This is a genomic window from Nocardioides sp. dk884, from assembly GCF_009557055.1.
In the GTDB taxonomy this organism is placed as follows: Bacteria; Actinomycetota; Actinomycetes; order Propionibacteriales; family Nocardioidaceae; genus Nocardioides.
Genome location: NZ_CP045649.1, coordinates 1,342,674 through 1,357,719 on the forward strand (window position 1 = coordinate 1,342,674; position 15,046 = coordinate 1,357,719).

The 15,046-nt window shown below is 72.1% G+C and carries 16 protein-coding genes and 2 tRNA genes; 12 read left to right on the top strand and 6 right to left on the bottom strand.

Features of this window, described 5'->3' with window-relative positions:
• Positions 1-112 precede the first annotated feature (112 nt).
• A complete protein-coding gene (locus GFH29_RS06505; protein ID WP_153322576.1) occupies positions 113-709 on the bottom strand; it encodes a TetR/AcrR family transcriptional regulator in 597 nt (198 codons plus the stop codon).
• A gap of 160 nt (positions 710-869) precedes the next feature.
• Here GFH29_RS06505 and GFH29_RS06510 point away from each other — a divergent pair, with 160 nt between their 5' ends.
• From GFH29_RS06510 to GFH29_RS06520, 3 genes are read left to right on the top strand one after another with little or no spacing between them, the layout of a single operon-like run.
• The gene (locus GFH29_RS06510; protein ID WP_153322577.1) at positions 870-1,415 is read left to right on the top strand and encodes an NAD(P)H-dependent oxidoreductase; all 546 of its coding nucleotides are present in this window, start codon (positions 870-872) and stop codon (positions 1,413-1,415) included.
• 35 nt (positions 1,416-1,450) lie between these two features.
• Positions 1,451-2,854 (top strand): amidase, encoded by a 1,404-nt coding sequence (locus GFH29_RS06515; RefSeq protein WP_153322578.1) that lies wholly within the window; start codon positions 1,451-1,453, stop codon positions 2,852-2,854.
• 29 nt (positions 2,855-2,883) lie between these two features.
• A complete protein-coding gene (locus GFH29_RS06520; protein WP_153322579.1) occupies positions 2,884-3,342 on the top strand; it encodes a hypothetical protein in 459 nt (152 codons plus the stop codon).
• 11 nt (positions 3,343-3,353) lie between these two features.
• On the opposite strand, the gene GFH29_RS06525 is transcribed toward GFH29_RS06520, so the two are convergent.
• The 3 genes from GFH29_RS06525 to GFH29_RS06535 are packed head-to-tail and all read right to left on the bottom strand — an operon-like array spanning position 3,354 to position 5,262.
• A complete protein-coding gene (locus tag GFH29_RS06525; RefSeq protein WP_153322580.1) occupies positions 3,354-3,962 on the bottom strand; it encodes a CbiQ family ECF transporter T component in 609 nt (202 codons plus the stop codon).
• Positions 3,959-4,645 carry an energy-coupling factor ABC transporter ATP-binding protein gene (locus GFH29_RS06530; protein ID WP_153322581.1) on the bottom strand — a complete coding sequence of 229 codons (687 nt, stop codon included), beginning with the start codon at positions 4,643-4,645 and terminating at the stop codon, positions 3,959-3,961. The genes GFH29_RS06525 and GFH29_RS06530 overlap by 4 nt, the downstream gene beginning before the upstream one ends.
• Positions 4,642-5,262 (bottom strand): biotin transporter BioY, encoded by a 621-nt coding sequence (locus tag GFH29_RS06535; RefSeq protein WP_153322582.1) that lies wholly within the window; start codon positions 5,260-5,262, stop codon positions 4,642-4,644. The genes GFH29_RS06530 and GFH29_RS06535 overlap by 4 nt, the downstream gene beginning before the upstream one ends.
• Before the next feature lie 99 nt (positions 5,263-5,361).
• Between GFH29_RS06535 and GFH29_RS06540 the strand changes: the two genes are divergently transcribed.
• Positions 5,362-5,952, top strand: coding sequence for a TetR/AcrR family transcriptional regulator C-terminal domain-containing protein (locus tag GFH29_RS06540; protein WP_228387807.1), 591 nt, complete (start codon positions 5,362-5,364; stop codon positions 5,950-5,952).
• Between the two features lie 4 nt (positions 5,953-5,956).
• On the opposite strand, the gene GFH29_RS06545 is transcribed toward GFH29_RS06540, so the two are convergent.
• A complete protein-coding gene (locus GFH29_RS06545) occupies positions 5,957-6,556 on the bottom strand; it encodes a 2'-5' RNA ligase family protein (RefSeq protein WP_228387808.1) in 600 nt (199 codons plus the stop codon).
• A 176-nt stretch (positions 6,557-6,732) separates the two neighbouring features.
• Here GFH29_RS06545 and mraY point away from each other — a divergent pair, with 176 nt between their 5' ends.
• Positions 6,733-7,818, top strand: a complete 1,086-nt coding sequence (gene mraY / locus GFH29_RS06550) for a phospho-N-acetylmuramoyl-pentapeptide-transferase (RefSeq protein WP_153322584.1) — start codon at positions 6,733-6,735, stop codon at positions 7,816-7,818.
• A 21-nt stretch (positions 7,819-7,839) separates the two neighbouring features.
• Here the strand turns inward: mraY and GFH29_RS06555 are convergent, their stop codons facing one another.
• Entirely contained in the window at positions 7,840-8,715 is an 876-nt protein-coding gene (locus GFH29_RS06555; RefSeq protein WP_153322585.1) for a 3-methyladenine DNA glycosylase, read from the bottom strand.
• A gap of 258 nt (positions 8,716-8,973) precedes the next feature.
• Here GFH29_RS06555 and GFH29_RS06560 point away from each other — a divergent pair, with 258 nt between their 5' ends.
• The 7 genes from GFH29_RS06560 to bsh all read left to right on the top strand — a co-directional run bounded on the left by GFH29_RS06560 (position 8,974) and on the right by bsh (position 15,035).
• Positions 8,974-10,212, top strand: a complete 1,239-nt coding sequence (locus GFH29_RS06560) for a M14 family zinc carboxypeptidase (RefSeq protein ID WP_228387809.1) — start codon at positions 8,974-8,976, stop codon at positions 10,210-10,212.
• A 119-nt stretch (positions 10,213-10,331) separates the two neighbouring features.
• Complete coding sequence (locus GFH29_RS06565) at positions 10,332-11,141, top strand: fumarylacetoacetate hydrolase family protein (RefSeq protein ID WP_153322587.1); 810 nt, start codon at positions 10,332-10,334, stop codon at positions 11,139-11,141.
• A 35-nt stretch (positions 11,142-11,176) separates the two neighbouring features.
• The gene (gene gltX / locus GFH29_RS06570) at positions 11,177-12,619 is read left to right on the top strand and encodes a glutamate--tRNA ligase (protein ID WP_228387878.1); all 1,443 of its coding nucleotides are present in this window, start codon (positions 11,177-11,179) and stop codon (positions 12,617-12,619) included.
• 10 nt (positions 12,620-12,629) lie between these two features.
• The gene (locus GFH29_RS06575) at positions 12,630-13,568 is read left to right on the top strand and encodes a CPBP family intramembrane glutamic endopeptidase (RefSeq protein WP_153322589.1); all 939 of its coding nucleotides are present in this window, start codon (positions 12,630-12,632) and stop codon (positions 13,566-13,568) included.
• 55 nt (positions 13,569-13,623) lie between these two features.
• Positions 13,624-13,695: transfer RNA gene (locus GFH29_RS06580), tRNA-Gln, on the top strand.
• 111 nt (positions 13,696-13,806) lie between these two features.
• Positions 13,807-13,879: transfer RNA gene (locus GFH29_RS06585), tRNA-Glu, on the top strand.
• Between the two features lie 208 nt (positions 13,880-14,087).
• A complete protein-coding gene (gene bsh, locus GFH29_RS06590) occupies positions 14,088-15,035 on the top strand; it encodes a choloylglycine hydrolase (protein ID WP_153322590.1) in 948 nt (315 codons plus the stop codon).
• Positions 15,036-15,046 lie beyond the last annotated feature (11 nt).

A 15,046-nucleotide genomic window follows, 5' to 3' on the forward strand; every position in this document is an offset into this window, starting at 1 on the left:
GAGACTTTTGACGGTCGAGTCGTGAGCTCGGACCACATGAGTCGAGACCTGCCCCGCCATTGGCGCCGACTCGCGCCACCACACGGGCCGACTCGGCGCGGAGGGGGAGGGGTCAGCGGCCGACGACGCGGGAGGCCAGGTCCACCCAGGCGGCGTGGATGCGGTCCACGTCGATGCCCTCGACGGTGACCTGGCGGTGCAGCACCGGCTGCTCGAGCGGGGCGAGCAGCGCGATCGCCAGCAGCGGCAGGTCGCCGGGGGTGTCCAGCTCGGCCAGCAGGTGGCGCACGTGGAGCGCCGCGAAGGAGTGCACGGTCGCGGAGCGCGCGTCGGTGAAGTCGGCCGCCCAGATCAGGTCGGCGGCCTCCAGCACGCGCTCGAGGCGGGAGCGGCCGAAGGCGACCAACCGGTCCCACGGCGGCGCACCCGGCCCCAAGGGCGGCGGCCCGCTGATCACCGAGGCCTGCCACTCCGCCTCGGAGAAGTCCAGGACGGCGGCCATCAGGCCGGCGCGGGAGCCGAAGCGGCGAAAGACGGTGCCCTTGCCCACGCCGGCGGCGGTGGCCAGCGCCTCCATCGTCAGGTGCTCGGGGCCGTTCTCGCGGATCAGCCGCTGGGCCGCCTCGAGCAGCCGCTCGCGGTTGCGAGCGGCGTCGCTGCGCTCCGCGGGTGCGGAGCCGAGCAGAGGCAGCGGGCGGGGGTCGTCCATGGTACGGCCAGCCTAGAGAGCCAAACGAGCGCGCGGAGGAGAACGCCTCGGAGCGGCGCGACCCAGATCACGCCGGTATGGACGGGTGAGGGGAATGAAAACGGACCGTGGTCCGTTTAATTCGGTTGAGACCTGACCCAGATCGAAGGAGCACCACATCGTGACCACCACCCGTGTCGCCGTCCTCGTCGGCAGCCTGCGCGCCGACTCGCTCAACCGCAAGGTCGCCGAGAAGCTGGCCGCTGAGGCCCCCGAGGGCGTGACCCTCTCGATCATCGACGGTCTCGAGCAGCTGCCGTTCTACAACGAGGAGCTCGACGCCGGTGACGCGCCGGCCGCCGCCGTCGCGGTGCGCAAGGCCGTCGCCGAGGCCGACCGGGCCCTGGCCGTCACCCCCGAGTACAACGGCACCATGCCGGCCGTGCTCAACAACGCCATCGACTGGCTCTCGCGCCCGTACGGCGGCGGCGCGCTCTCCGGCAAGCCGTTCGCGGTCCTCGGCGTCACCCCCACGCCGTACGGCGGCAAGTGGGCGCACACCGACACCGCCCGCTCGGCCAACATCGCCGGCGCCGTCGTGCTCGAGGACGTCACGGTCTCCCAGTCGGCCCTCGAGGTCGACGTGCTCAACGACGCCGAGGTCTTCGGCAAGCTGCAGGCTGCCGTGCAGGCGCTGGTGGACTACTCCGAGACCGCCGCGGCCTGAGGCCGCTCAGCGGGCAGGTCCGCTAGCGTCGGCGCATGGCCGACCTCCACGACCTGACCGCGCTCGAGCAGGGCGCCCTGGTGCGCCGCGGCGAGGTGTCGCCACTCGAGCTCACCGAGCACTACCTCGAACGCGCCGACCGACTCGACTCGGTCGGCGCGTTCGTCACGCTCACCCCCGGCCGCGCCCGCGCGGCCGCCCGCGACCTGGGCGCCGGTGCGCCGGACGGCGCCGGCCCGCTGTACGGCGTCCCGAGCGCGATCAAGGACCTCAACCTCACCGCCGGGGTCCGCACCACCTTCGGCTCGGCCGCCTTCGACGACTACGTCCCCGAGGTCTCCGACGGCGTCACCTTGTCGATGGAGGCGGGCGGCCTGGTGAGCCTGGGCAAGACCAGCACGCCGGAGTTCGGCTCGCCCTGCTACACCGAGCCGGACATCGCGCCGCCCTCGGTGACTCCCTGGGACCGCACCCGGGGCGCGGGCGGGTCCTCCGGGGGCGCCGCCGCCGCGGTCGCGGCCGGGCTGGTGCCCCTGGCCCAGGGCTCCGACGGCGGCGGCTCGATCCGGATCCCGGCCTCCTGCTGCGGGCTGGTCGGGCTCAAGCCGACGCGCGGGCGGATCAGCGGCTTCCCGATGTACGGCGACCCGGTCGGGCTCGGCACGGCGGGCTCGATCGCACGCACCGTCCGCGACGCCGCGGCGCTGCTCGACGTGCTGGCTGGTCGTCGCTCCGGCGACCCGTTCTGGTCGCCGCCGCCCGCCGGGTCGTTCCTCGCGGCCTGCGACCGGGAGCCCGGGCGGCTCCGGGTCGCGCGCTTCATCGCCCCGGTGATCGCCGACGTCGCGGTCGACCCGGAGTGCGTGCAGGCGTGGGAGGACGCCTCACGGCTGCTGGAGTCGCTGGGCCACGACGTCGAGGACGTCGCCGTGCCGCTGCCGCCCGAGGCGGTCGGGGTCTTCGAGACCTGCTGGGCGGTGCTGACCGCCCTGTCGACCGCGCCCGCCGGTCGCGAGGAGCAGCTGCGCCCGTTGACCCGCTGGCTCAGCGAGCGCGGCCGCGCCGTGAGCGGGCCGGAGTTCGGCCTGGCGATCGGGGCGATGCGCCGCTTCGCCGCCGAGGCGCTCACCGCGCTCGCGGCGTACGACGTGGTGCTGACGCCGACGCTGGCCGCCCCTCCGGTGCGGGTGGGTGCGCTGCGCGACGACGCCGATCCGCAGCGTGACTTCGAGGCGCAGAAGGCCTTCACCCCGTGGACCTCGGCGTGGAACGTCACCGGCATGCCCGCGGTCTCGCTGCCGCTGCACTGGACGGCGGACGGGCTTCCGGTCGGGGTGATGCTCGCGGCCCGCCCGGCCGAGGAGGAGCTGCTGCTCTCGCTGTCCGCACAGGTCGAGGCCGCGGCGCCCTGGGGGCACCGCCGGGCGCCGGGATGGTGAGCGCGGCCCCGCAGCGGGGGAGCGCCGGCGTGCTCACGCTGGTGCGGGAGTGGGGTGAGCTCCCTCCGCCCGACCTCGCCTCGCTGCGCGTGGAGGTCGCGGGTGACCTGCGCGCCTCCTTCGTGCGCCCGCTCACCCGCCTCGCCCCGGCCGGGCTCGGACTGGTCGGGTTGCCGCACTGGCAGGGCAAGCGGTTCCGCGACGCGGCGGACGGGCGCGACGGGCTGGCCGGGGCCAACGTCGTACGCCGCGGCGACGGGGCGCTGGAGGAGGTCCTGGCGATGCGGGCCACCCTCGGGCCCTCCCTCGCCGACGGGCGGCCCGCCGTGGTGGTCGCCTACGCCGCCGACGCCCCGCGCCCGTGGCGCTGGGTCCGCGACGAGCTGCGCCAGCGCCCCGACGGCACGCTGCTCGGCATGACGTGGGTCGACGCACCACTGCTGCGCCGGCTGCCCGGCACGCCGTTCCTGCTCACGCCGTCGGCCTGAGACGCCCGCCCTCAGTCCTCGCCGATCCCGCGAGCCTGGAGCGCCTGGCCGGTGCTGCGGGCCTGGGCGACCACCCGGATCACCAGCGGGGTGAGCAGGGCGCGTGGGTCGCGCTGGAGGCCGCGGGCGATCGCCGCCTGTCGGGTCTCGCGGGCGATCTCCAGGGTGGTCGGGATCGCTCGGAGGGTCAGCGAGAAGGCCAGTGCCACCAGCCCCGGGTCCACCCCGAGGCGGCGCAGCGGGCGCAGCAGCCGGGTGAGGGTGTCGAGCAGCTCGTCGACGGCGGTGGTCGCGGTGAGCACGGTGGCGGCCAGCACCAGCGCGACCAGGTCGGCGACCGACTCGATCGCGCGCCACCAGCCGTGCTGCCACACCGAGAACGCACCGAGCAGGACCACGACCACCACGATCCGACGCAGCGCGCGCAGCGTGCGGCGCAGCTCCATCCCGGACAGCGCGACCAGGACCAGGGAGACCGCGAGCGCGACCAGCCCGATCGCCGGGGAGCGCAGCGCGACCACCACGCCGCCCACCGCCAGGGCGAGCAGCTTGGCGCCGGCCGGCAGCCGGTGCAGCACGCTGGTGCCGGGCCGGTAGTCCCCGAGCAGCGGGTCGCTCACGCCATCGCCCGGTAGCGCGCGACCGACTCCGGTCCGGGACCGTCGTGGACGATCTTGCCGCCGTCGACGACCAGCGCCCGCTCGCAGCGTGCCGCCAGCTCGAGGTCGTGGGTCACCAGCACCAGCTGCTGCTCGAGGCCGAACAGCAGGTCCGCGACGTGGCGGGAGTTGCGCAGGTCGAGCAGGGTGGTCGGCTCGTCGGCGACCAGCACCGACGGCCCGGTCGCCAGTACGCCGGCCAGCGCCAACAGCTGGCGCTGGCCCCCGGACAGGGCGTGCACGCTGCGGTCGGCGAGGTCGCCGAGACCGTGCCGCTCGAGCACCTCGAGCGCGGCCCGCTGGCGCGCGGTGCGCCCCCGGTGGGTGCGCCGCAGCGAGAGCGCGACGTCCTCCACCGCCGTCGGCATCACCAGCTGCGCCGCCGGGTCGGTGAAGACGAACCCCACGCGGCGGCGTACCTCCCGGCCCTGGGCGGCGACGTCGAGGCCCTCGACGGTGACCGTGCCGGTGGTGGCGGTGACGAGGCCGTTGACCAGCCGGGCGAGCGTGGACTTGCCCGAGCCGTTGGGCCCGATCAGCGCGATCCGCCGCTCGGTGAGGTCGAGGGTGGTCTCCTCGAGGATGGTCAGCGGCCCGTCGGGGCCCGGGACGGTGACGCTGACGCGGTCCAGCCGGACGCTCACGCGGCGGCCGGGGTACGACGCGCGCGGACGGGCGAGCGGCGGGGCAGCAGGTCGGGGAAGGCACGGTGCACAGCGGTGGCGACCAGCGCCATGCAGGCGTTCTTGACGACGTCGCCGATCCAGAACACCTTGTCGACGTCCCAGGCCTGCGCCCAGGTCATGTCGGCGCGCCAGACCAGCCCGGCCATCCCGAGGGTGTGGATGCACAGCGCGCTGCTGAGCAGGCCGCCCAGGAAGACCAGCGGTACGCCGGCCCGGCTCGCGCGGCGCGGCAGCAGCCGGCTGACCAGCAGCCCGCACATCCCCGCGGCGAGCGGGAAGCCGACCAGGTAGCCCGCGGTCGGCCCCTGCAGCACCGCCAGTCCCGCAGCGCCTCCGGAGAAGACCGGCATCCCGGCGGCACCGACGGCGAGGTAGAGGCAGACGGCGAGGAACCCGCGCCATGGCCCGAGCAGGGCGCCGGCGAGCAGCACCGCGAAGGTCTGCAGGGTGATCGGGACCAGCCCGGCGCCGACCTTGAGCGCCGGCAGCAGCGCGCACACGGCGATCAGCGCGGCGAAGGCCGCCACCAGCGCCAGGTCGGCGGGGGTGAGGCGGCGGGCAGCGGTGGTGCTCATGGGACCTCTTCCGGCAAGCGGACCTGAACGGTGGTCAGGTGAACGGCGTTCAGGTTAGGCTCCTCGGAGCGCGGGGTCAACGACGGTCCCGTCATCCTCGTGCCGAGCAGGGAGGACGTGCGGATGCGCAACCACCGCCAGGACGTGATCGACCGGGCGTTCGACGTGCTGGACCGCTACGGCCTGGCCGACCTGACGATGCGGCGCCTCGGCGCTGAGCTGGGGGTGCGCCCGAGCGCGCTCTACCACCACTTCGCCGACAAGCAGTCGCTGCTCGCCGCGGTCGCCGACGAGCTGCTCGCCCGCGGTGCCCGCCCGGTCGCGGCGGGTGAGTGGGACGCGCGGGTGACCTCGATCTGCGCCGGGCTGCGCGAGGCGCTGCTGGCCTACCGCGACGGCGCCGAGCTGGTGGCGACCGTGCGGGCGTTCGGCCTGGGGGCCACCGGTCCGTACGACGCCCTGCGCGACTCGCTGGCGCAGGCCGGGCTGGACCCGGCGCTGGCGGCGACGGCGGCGGACACGCTGCTGCACTTCGTGCTCGGGCACACCCTCGATGAGCAGACCCACCTCCAGGCGGGCAGCGCCGGCGCGATCGCCGACGACCCGCGCCCGGCCTCGGACTTCGCGCTGGGACTGGCGATCGTGGTGGACGGGATCGGCGTGCGCGTGCGCGAGGCCGCGCGACGCTAGGTCATCACAGCTGGGCCCGGCCGCCGAGCTGCCACGAGGCGAGCGTGCGGCAGCGGTGCTGCTCGTACCACGCCAGGTCGACCCGCTCCGCGCGACAGGCGAGCGGCAGGGGCCGGTCGAGGAACGTGTCGAGCAGGGCGCGGGTGCTCTCCTCGGTCACCCTCTCCGCCGGGTCGCCGCGCTCGTCGGTGCGCAGGTCGAGGGTGAGGTGCGGCTGCAGGTCCGCGAGGCGGCCGAACCTGCCGGCGTACGGCGGGAACTGCGGGAACGCCTCGACCAGTCGCGCGGTCAGCGCCCGGAACCCGTCGTCGGGCTCCGGGACGAGGTGGATGATCCCGTCGGGGAAGGTCGCGATCCGGGTCAGCCGGTAGTCGAACGGCGCGACAGCGGCGACCGCCTCGGCGACCAGGGCGGCCGTCTCCGGGTCCACGCCCTCACCGTCCCCGGGCAGCGGCCCGAGCACGGTAACGTGGGCGTGCACGTGGTCGGCGTCGGGGGAGAGGTACGCCGGGTCGTGGTGGCGGGTCCGCGCCCGCACGAACCCCTCCAGTGCCGGCACCGGCACCTGCAGCACCGCGTGCCCCGGCCACCGTTCCTCTCCCACACCCGCCACCCTCTCAGCCCCCTCGGCGAGTCGGCGCCAACGGTGCGGTCTAGGCCGCGCCACGCTCCGGCGGGTGGCTCCCGAATCGCCGGCCTGTGGCGTCATAGTCTCCGGCGAGACGGCTCGCTCTCGACACAAGGGATCGACCACCCGATGGCCGAGAGGGGCTGCACCTCGTGCGGGCAGTACTGCTGGGCAGCGCCCTCGCGGTGCTCCTCTCGCTGCTCGGGACCCGAGTCGCGATCGGGTGGTTCACCCGGCGCGGCTTCGGTCAGCCGATCCGGGCCGACGGGCCGACGACGCACCACCTCAAGCGCGGTACGCCGACCATGGGCGGCGTCGTCATCCTGCTGGCGGCCACCGCGGCGTACCTGACGGTGACCCTCGCGACCCGCGGGTCGCCCAGCGCGAGCGCCTGGCTGCTGATGCTGCTGTTCCTCGGGTGCGGGGCGGTCGGCTTCCTCGACGACTTCATCAAGGTCCGTACCCAGCACAACCAGGGCCTGAGCAGCCGGGCGAAGATGGCCGGGCAGACGCTCGTCGCGGTCGTCTTCGGGATCCTGGCCACGCAGCTCTTCGCCGACGAGCGCGGCGTGAACCCGGCGTCGCAGTACATCTCCACCACCCACGACGTGGGGATCAAGCTGCCCCTGGTCGTGGCGCTGGTGTGGATCTGGTTCATCGTCACCGCGAGCTCCAACGGTGCCAACCTCACCGATGGCGCGGACGGGTTGCTCGCCGGTGCCTCGGCGTTGATCCTCGGCGCCTACGCGGTCGTGAACATCTGGCAGAACAACCAGCTGTGCGGCTCCACACGGCCCACCGTGGTGGAGGCGAGCTGCTATGAGGTGCGCGATCCGCTCGACCTCGCGGTCTTCGCGGCCGCCATCGCGGCGGCCTGCGTCGGCTTCCTGTGGTGGAACGCCAAGCCCGCGAAGATCATGATGGGCGACGTCGGCTCCCTCGCGATCGGCGGTGCCCTGGCCGGGCTGGCGATCATGTCCCGCACCGAGATCCTGATGGTCCTCATCGCCGGGCTGTTCGTGTTCGAGACGGCGTGCGTGCTCCTGCAGATGGGCTACTTCAAGCTGACCCGGCGGCTCACGGGCACGGGACGGCGGATCTTCCGCATCGCTCCCATCCACCATCACTTCGAGCATCTGGGATGGGACGAGGTCACCGTCGTGATCCGCTTCTGGATCATCGCGGCGATCTTCGTAGCGTCCGGCCTGGGGATCTTCTACGCCTCGTGGCTGGCCTAACCCTGCTGGCCTGAGCCCGCGTCACAGCGCGGCGGGGACCGCCAGCAGCCGCTCGCACTCCGCGAGCAGGGCGGCACGCAACGCGGCGCCGCGCTCGGCGAAGGCGCGCTGGTGCGCGACGTACTCGGCCTTGCCCTCGGGGGTCTCGATGCGCACGGGGGTGAACGGCGAGCCGTCGTGGTCGCTGAGCCCGGTGAGGTCGTACGGCGCGGCGCGCATGTCCAGCACCCGGATGTCGCGGGCGAGCTCGAAGCAGTCCGCGACCAGGTCGGAGCTGATCATCGGGGTGAGCCGGAAGGCGTGCTTGTAGAGATCCATCCCGGCGTGCAGGCAGCCCGGCTGCTCGAAGTCGACCCGGTCGCGGCTGGTCGGGGCGAGCGCGTTGAGCGGGCGCGCCGGCTCGGTGAAGAACCGGAACGCGTCGAAGTGGCTGCACGCGATCTTGTGCGACTCCACGACCTCGTCGGTGCCCGCGGCGCCGAGGCGCAGCGGCCAGGCGTTGTGCCGGGTCTGCTCCTGGGTCTGGCGGTAGACCATCGCCCACTCGTGCAGCCCGAAGCAGCCGAAGCTCGCCGGCCGCGCCGCCGTCGCGCCCAGCAGCGCGCGCAGCGACTCCAGCAGCGGGCGCTGGGCGGCCACGTGCGCGTCGGTGACCGCTCCGTCGGCGTACCCCTTCAGGCCGTCGTACTCCGGAGCGTCCGCGAGGCGTACGCCGTACCCCGGGTGCCAGCGGCGCAGCTGCGCCGGGCGGTGGGAGTAGTAGGTGAAGAGGAAGTCGTGGACGGGGTGCTTGACCGCCTTCTCGCGACGGGCGAGGTGGGGTGCGAGGAACGCGTCGACCCGCGCCGCGTGCGCCGCGGCGCGCGTCTGCCACTCCAAGCGGGCCAATGTCGTCACGGGTCGAGGTTAGGCGCTGTCCCTCCCGGGTTCGTCGAGCCCCTGAGGCGCTCTCCGCGCCGGCCGTGCGCGGGCCGACGAAGCTACCCGCCCGTATTCGTTGACGGGGGCAAGGGGCCGCCATAGCTTGCGATGGAAAGTAAAGAGCACATCCCATGTGGTCCGGCCGCGCGCTCGCGTGGCGCGTCCCGTCGAGCCACTCGGACAAAAGGACCCCCCATGCATCGAGTTTCTCGGGCCAGATGCGCTGGGCGTGCCATGTGGGCGACGCTTGTCGCCGGCACCCTCACCGTGACCCTTCTCGCCGGCACCGGATCGGCTGCCGAGGTGCAGTCCGCAGCCAAGCGGGACCGACCCGGCTGCCAGACCACCGACGACCCGCCCACCAACCGGTGGACCTTCCACAACGAGCTGGGGCGCGAGCTGAGCGCCATCCGGCGCAAGAGCCTCGGCCGCGTCCAGGTCAAGAAGTACGGCGAGACCGTCAACGGCACCGCGATGTGGTCGGCGCGGGTCGGCTTCGGCGACCAGGTGCTGATGGTCCAAAGTGCCATCCACGGCAACGAGCGCACCGGCACGGAGGCGCTGCTGAACATCCTGCGTGAGCTCGGCACCAAGAACAACCGCGCCACCAAGCAGATCCTGCGCAACATCACGCTGGTCGCGCTCCCGATGGTCAACCCCGACGGCGGCGAGCTCAACCGTCGTCAGAACGTGATCACCTGGGACCAGGTCGTCGACCAGTTCCCGCAGCTCGAGGGCGCTCCTCCGGCCTGGTACTTCTCCACCCGGCTGACCCCCACCGGTTTCGACCTCAACCGCGACTTCCACCCGCAGCTGGACTACCAGCCGCGCCCGCAGGACCTTCCCGGTGAGCAGGTGGGTGCCGGCTTCTACCTCTCACCGGAGTCCCAGGCCATCCGTGACACCTACCTCAGCCTGCGCGAGGAGTTCGACACCCCGCCGGTCGTCGTCGACCTGCACCACGCCGGTCCGTGCGGCCGTCTGGTGGGTGGTCCGCAGGACGGCAAGCTGGTCTCGGTCGAGCTCGACTACCCGCCGCTCGGCCCGAACGACGGCGAGGCCTACGAGGCCGAGTGGCCGCTCCTGGACCAGGAGATGTCGCGCCGGTACGCACTGGCAGCCGCCAACGGCATGCAGGACGCCGTCGTCAACGACCAGTCGCCGCTGGCCGCCGTTGGCCGCTACGTGCACTTCGAAGAGCGTGAGTACGCCGGCCAGGGCCGCTCCGCGTTCGCGCTCAACGGCTCTCCCACCGTCCTCTTCGAGGTGCGCGGCCAGGCCGACGACTTCGGCCAGAAGGGCATGAAGATCTTCATCCAGGCGGTGGAGAACGGCCTGGGCGGCATCATGGACGCGATGGCCACCGACGAGATCGAGGAGCTCGACGGCAACGACTTCTTCGACCTCGGCCACACCGGCTGGGAGACAGAAGCCGACCGCGAGGCCCGCGAGAGGTGGCTCAGCCCGAACTGATCCCGGACGGATCTGGCGCGCGGCGGCGGGTCGTCGAAGGACGGCCCGCCGCCGCGACCACGCGCGCACGCCTCACGACCCACCAGGCCAGATCTCGCCAGGCTCGATAGGGTCAGGGGGTGCGCATCGCAAGGTTCACCACTGGTGAGGACCCGCTCTACGGAGTGGTGTCAGGAGAGCTCGACGACTTCGGGCAGCCCGACGAGGACAGCGTGGTGGTGGCCCTCGCGGGCGACCCCCTGTACGTCGGGCTCAAGCCGCTGGAGAGGGAGTACCGCCTCGCCGACGTGCGGCTGCTGGCGCCGGTGCTCCCGCGCAGCAAGGTGATCGGCATCGGGCGCAACTACGCCGCCCACGCCGCGGAGCTCGGCAACGAGCTGCCGAGCGAGCCGCTGATGTTCCTCAAGCCCAACACCAGCGTGATCGGGCCGGGGGACGCCATCCAGCGCCCCGCCCAGTGCGAGGACCTGCACTACGAGGGCGAGCTCGCCGTGGTCATCGGCCGGATCTGTCGCGACGTGCCGGTCGAGAAGGCCACCGACGTCATCCACGGCTACACGATCGCCAACGACGTCACCGCGCGCGACCTGCAGCGCCGCGACGGGCACTTCACCCGCGCGAAGGGCTTCGACACCTTCTGCCCGCTCGGGCCGTGGATCGAGACCGACCTCGACCCGGCCGACTTCGCGGCCGGTCGCACGGTGCAGACCTTCCTCAACGGGGACCTGGTGCAGGACGGCTCGACCGCCGACATGGTCTTCGACATCCCCACGCTGGTGGCGCACGTCTCCAGCATCATGACGCTGCTCCCCGGCGACGTCATCCTCACCGGCACCCCGGAGGGTGTCGGTCCCATGGAGCCCGGCGACGAGATCGAGATCTCGATCGCCGGACTCGGCTCTCTCACGAACAAGGTGGCACAGCGTTGAGCACCCAGACCCCCGACCGCCCCGTCCGCGTGCGGATGGCGCCGTCCCCCACCGGCAGCCCGCACGTCGGCCTCGCCCGCACCGCGCTCTACAACTGGGCCTTCGCCCGGCACCACGGCGGCACCTTCGTCTTCCGCATCGAGGACACCGACAAGGAGCGCAACACCGAGGAGTCCTACGAGGCGCTCATCGAGGTCATGCGCTGGCTGGGCCTGGACTGGGACGAGGGCGTCGTCGTCGGCGGCCCGCACGGTCCCTACCGCCAGTCCGAGCGCACCGACATCTACGCCGACGTGCTGGCCAAGCTGCGCGGCTCCTCGCGCACCTACGACTGCTTCTGCACCACCGAGGAGGTCACCGCGCGCCGCAAGGAGTCCGGCTCCAAGGTGCTGGGGTACGACGGCTTCTGCCGCGAGCTCTCCGCCGAGCAGCGCGCGGCGTTCGAGGCCGAGGGCCGCCAGAGCGTCGTGCGGTTCCGGATGCCCGACGGCGAGATCAGCTTCACCGACCTGGTGCGCGGCGAGGTCTCCTTCCAGACCGAGTTCGTCCCCGACTTCGCGCTGGCCCGCGCGAACGGCGACCCGCTCTACACGCTGACCGCACCGGTCGACGACGCGACGATGGAGATCACCCACGTGCTGCGCGGGGAGGACCTGCTGTCCTCCACGCCGCGGCAGATCGCGCTCTTCGAGGCGCTCAAGGAGATCGGCGTCGCCACCGAGACGCCGGCCTTCGGCCACCTGCCCTACGTGATGGGCGAGGGCAACAAGAAGCTCTCCAAGCGCGACCCCGAGGCCAACCTGCTCGGCTACCGCGACGCGGGCTTCCTGCCCGAGGGCCTGCTCAACTACCTCGCGCTGCTCGGCTGGTCGATCGCCGCCGACCGCGACATCTTCACCCTCGAGGAGATGGTCGAGGCCTTCGACATCGCCGACGTGAACCCCAACCCGGCGCGCTTCGACCTCAAGAAGGCCGACGCGATCAACGCCGCGCACATGCGCCTGCTCCCGATCGAGGAGATCACCGACCGCGCGCTGCCGTTCCTCAAGGACGCCGGCGTGGTCTCCGACCCGGTCAGCGACGCCGACGCCCAGCTGCTCGAGCTGGCGATGCCGCTGGTCGGCGAGCGGATCAACAAGCTCGCCGAGGCCCCGGCGATGCTCGGGTTCCTCTTCGTCGCCGAGGCGGACTTCGTGCGCGACGAGGCCGACGTCGCCAAGCTGCTCGACGAGTCCGGTCGCGCGGTCGTGCAGGCGTCGTACGACGCGCTCGCCGGGCTCGAGGAGTGGTCGACCGCCGCGATCCAGGAGGCCCTCCAGGCCACGCTGGTCGAGCGGATGGGCCTGAAGCCCCGCCACGCCTTCGGCCCCGTGCGCGTCGCGGTGACCGGACGCCGGGTCTCCCCGCCGCTGTTCGAGTCCCTCGAGCTGCTCGGTCGCGAGCGCGGCCTGGGTCGTCTCCAGAGCGCGCTCGCCTGAGGCGCCGAGGATGAGCGAGCCGCTGGAGTATCACCGCCTCCAGCGGGCGACCCGCTGGGCATGGTGGCGTCCGCTCGCGGGCGTCCTCGTGCTCGGCGGGTTCTTCGTGGTGGTGGCGCCGGTCGTGGCGCTCCTGGCCTTCACCGTGGGTCTGGGACTCACCGGCGCCGACGTCGCGGACTCGGTCGACCGGATGCTCGACACCGACGACCTGACGCCGTTGGCGCTGGGCTACCTCAACGCCTCCATCGCGCTGATGATCCCGGCCACCTGGCTGGTCGCCTGGGCCTTCCACCGCCAGCGCCCGGGATGGCTGGCCTCCGTGGCGCCCCGGATCCGCTGGCGGTGGCTGCTGCTCTGCCTCGGCCTGGCGCTCCTCGCGCTGGTGCTGACGCTCATGGTGGCCGCCGTACTGCCCGCGGCCGGTGATACCGGCGAGGTCAGCACCGAGGTCAACGACTGGACGACGACCACGCGCGACTTCGTGCTGATCGTGCTGCTGCTCACCCCGCTGCAGGCGGCGGGGGAGGAGTACGTCTTCCGCGGCTACCTGACCCAGGCCTTCGGCGGCCTGATCGCCTCGCGCTGGCTCGCCGTGGTCGGTCCGGCGCTGCTGTTCGCGCTCGCGCACGGTGCCCAGGACCCGCAGATCTTCGTGGACCGGTTCGCGTTCGGTCTGGTCGCCGGGGTGCTGGTGATCCTCACCGGCGGGCTGGAGGCCGGCATCGCGATGCACGTGCTCAACAACTTCTTCGCCTTCGGCCTGGCGCTCGCGTTCGGCGACATCACCGGCGTGCTCAACCCCACCGGCGGCAGCTGGTGGAGCCTCGCGACCACGCTGACCCAGTCGGTGTCGTTCCTGCTGCTGAGCGTCGGCGCCGCCCGTCTGCTCGGCCTGCGGACCGTCACCGAGCCCCCCGTTTTGGCACCGTCGGACACCCGTGTGTAATGTTTCCGATCGTGCCCAGCCGCGCAGCGGAGGGACACAAACACTGGTAAGACAGTGGGATATGGTGTAATTGGCAGCACGACTGATTCTGGTTCAGTTAGTCTAGGTTCGAGTCCTAGTATCCCAGCGAGATCGAGACCACACGGTCACGATTTTGAAGCAGAACTGCGAAAGCGATAAAGTTCTGCGAGTCAGGCCGAGAGAGATCCGCAAGGATTGATCGAGGATGACAAGGCAAGCCCCCGTTGTGTAGCGGCCTAGCACGTCGCCCTCTCAAGGCGGTAGCGCCGGTTCGAATCCGGTCGGGGGTACGTCGAGCGAAGGGCCCGGATCCGCAAGGATCCGGGCCCTTCGGCATTTCCGCATCCGCGCGACGTCGGAGGTGTCGCTCGTCACCCCGGGGTTACCTGCACAGGACAACCACCGAGGCCCGTCGGGCCGAGGGCACCGGACGAGCGAGGCCGGCGCGACTGTCACCTGAGGCCGTCGCAGCTCTGCCCCGCAGGCAGGGGCAACGACATGTGCACGAGCATCAGGTTCTCCGACGCAAGCAGCAACTTCTATCTCGCACGCAACCTCGACTGGACGTTCGGCTACGGCGAGCGAGTGGTGGTGACACCCACCGCATACGAGACGAACTCACCGTTCGGCGCGGTGCCGCGCATCCAGCACGCCGTCATCGGCATGGGGATCGTGGAGGAGGACACGCCGCTGTACTTCGACTGCGGCAACGACGCCGGCCTGGCCGTGGCGGGCCTCAACTTCCCGGGCTACGCGCGCTACGCGCCGGAGCCGGTCGAGGGTGCCACGAACGTCGCGGCGTTCGAGTTCCCGCTCTGGGTGGCCTCCCAGTTCGCCAGCGTCGAGGAGGTCGAGGCCGCACTCGCCGACGTCGTCATCGTCGATGAGCCCATCAACGAGAAGTACCCGAGCTCGCTGCTGCACTGGATCATCGGTGACGCGACGCGCGCCATCGTGGTGGAGCACACGGACGAGGGCCTGCAGGTCTTCGACGACGACCTCGACGTCCTCGCCAACCAGCCTGGCTTCTCCTGGCACCACGAGAACCTGCGCAACTACCTCAACACCTCGCCCGACTTCCCCGAGGAGATCGTGCTCGGGCGGGCGCACCTGGGTCCGTTCGGCTCGGGGTCGCACATGCGAGGGATCCCCGGGGACTACTACTCGCCGTCCCGGTTCGTGCGTGCGGCGTACGTCAACGCGCACTACCCGGACAAGACGAGCGAGGAGGAGAACGTCAGCAGGGCGTTCCACACCCTCCAGCAGGTGGCGATGGTGGACGGCAGCGCAGCCATGGGCGACGGCGAGTTCGAGAAGACCATCTACACCGGGCTCTACTCGGCGCGGACCCGGACGTACTACTGGAACACCTACGACGACCCCGCGATCCAGCGCGTCGCGATGGCCGACCACGCGCTCGACGGAACCAAGCTCGTCGTCGTCTGAGGGCCCCCCGG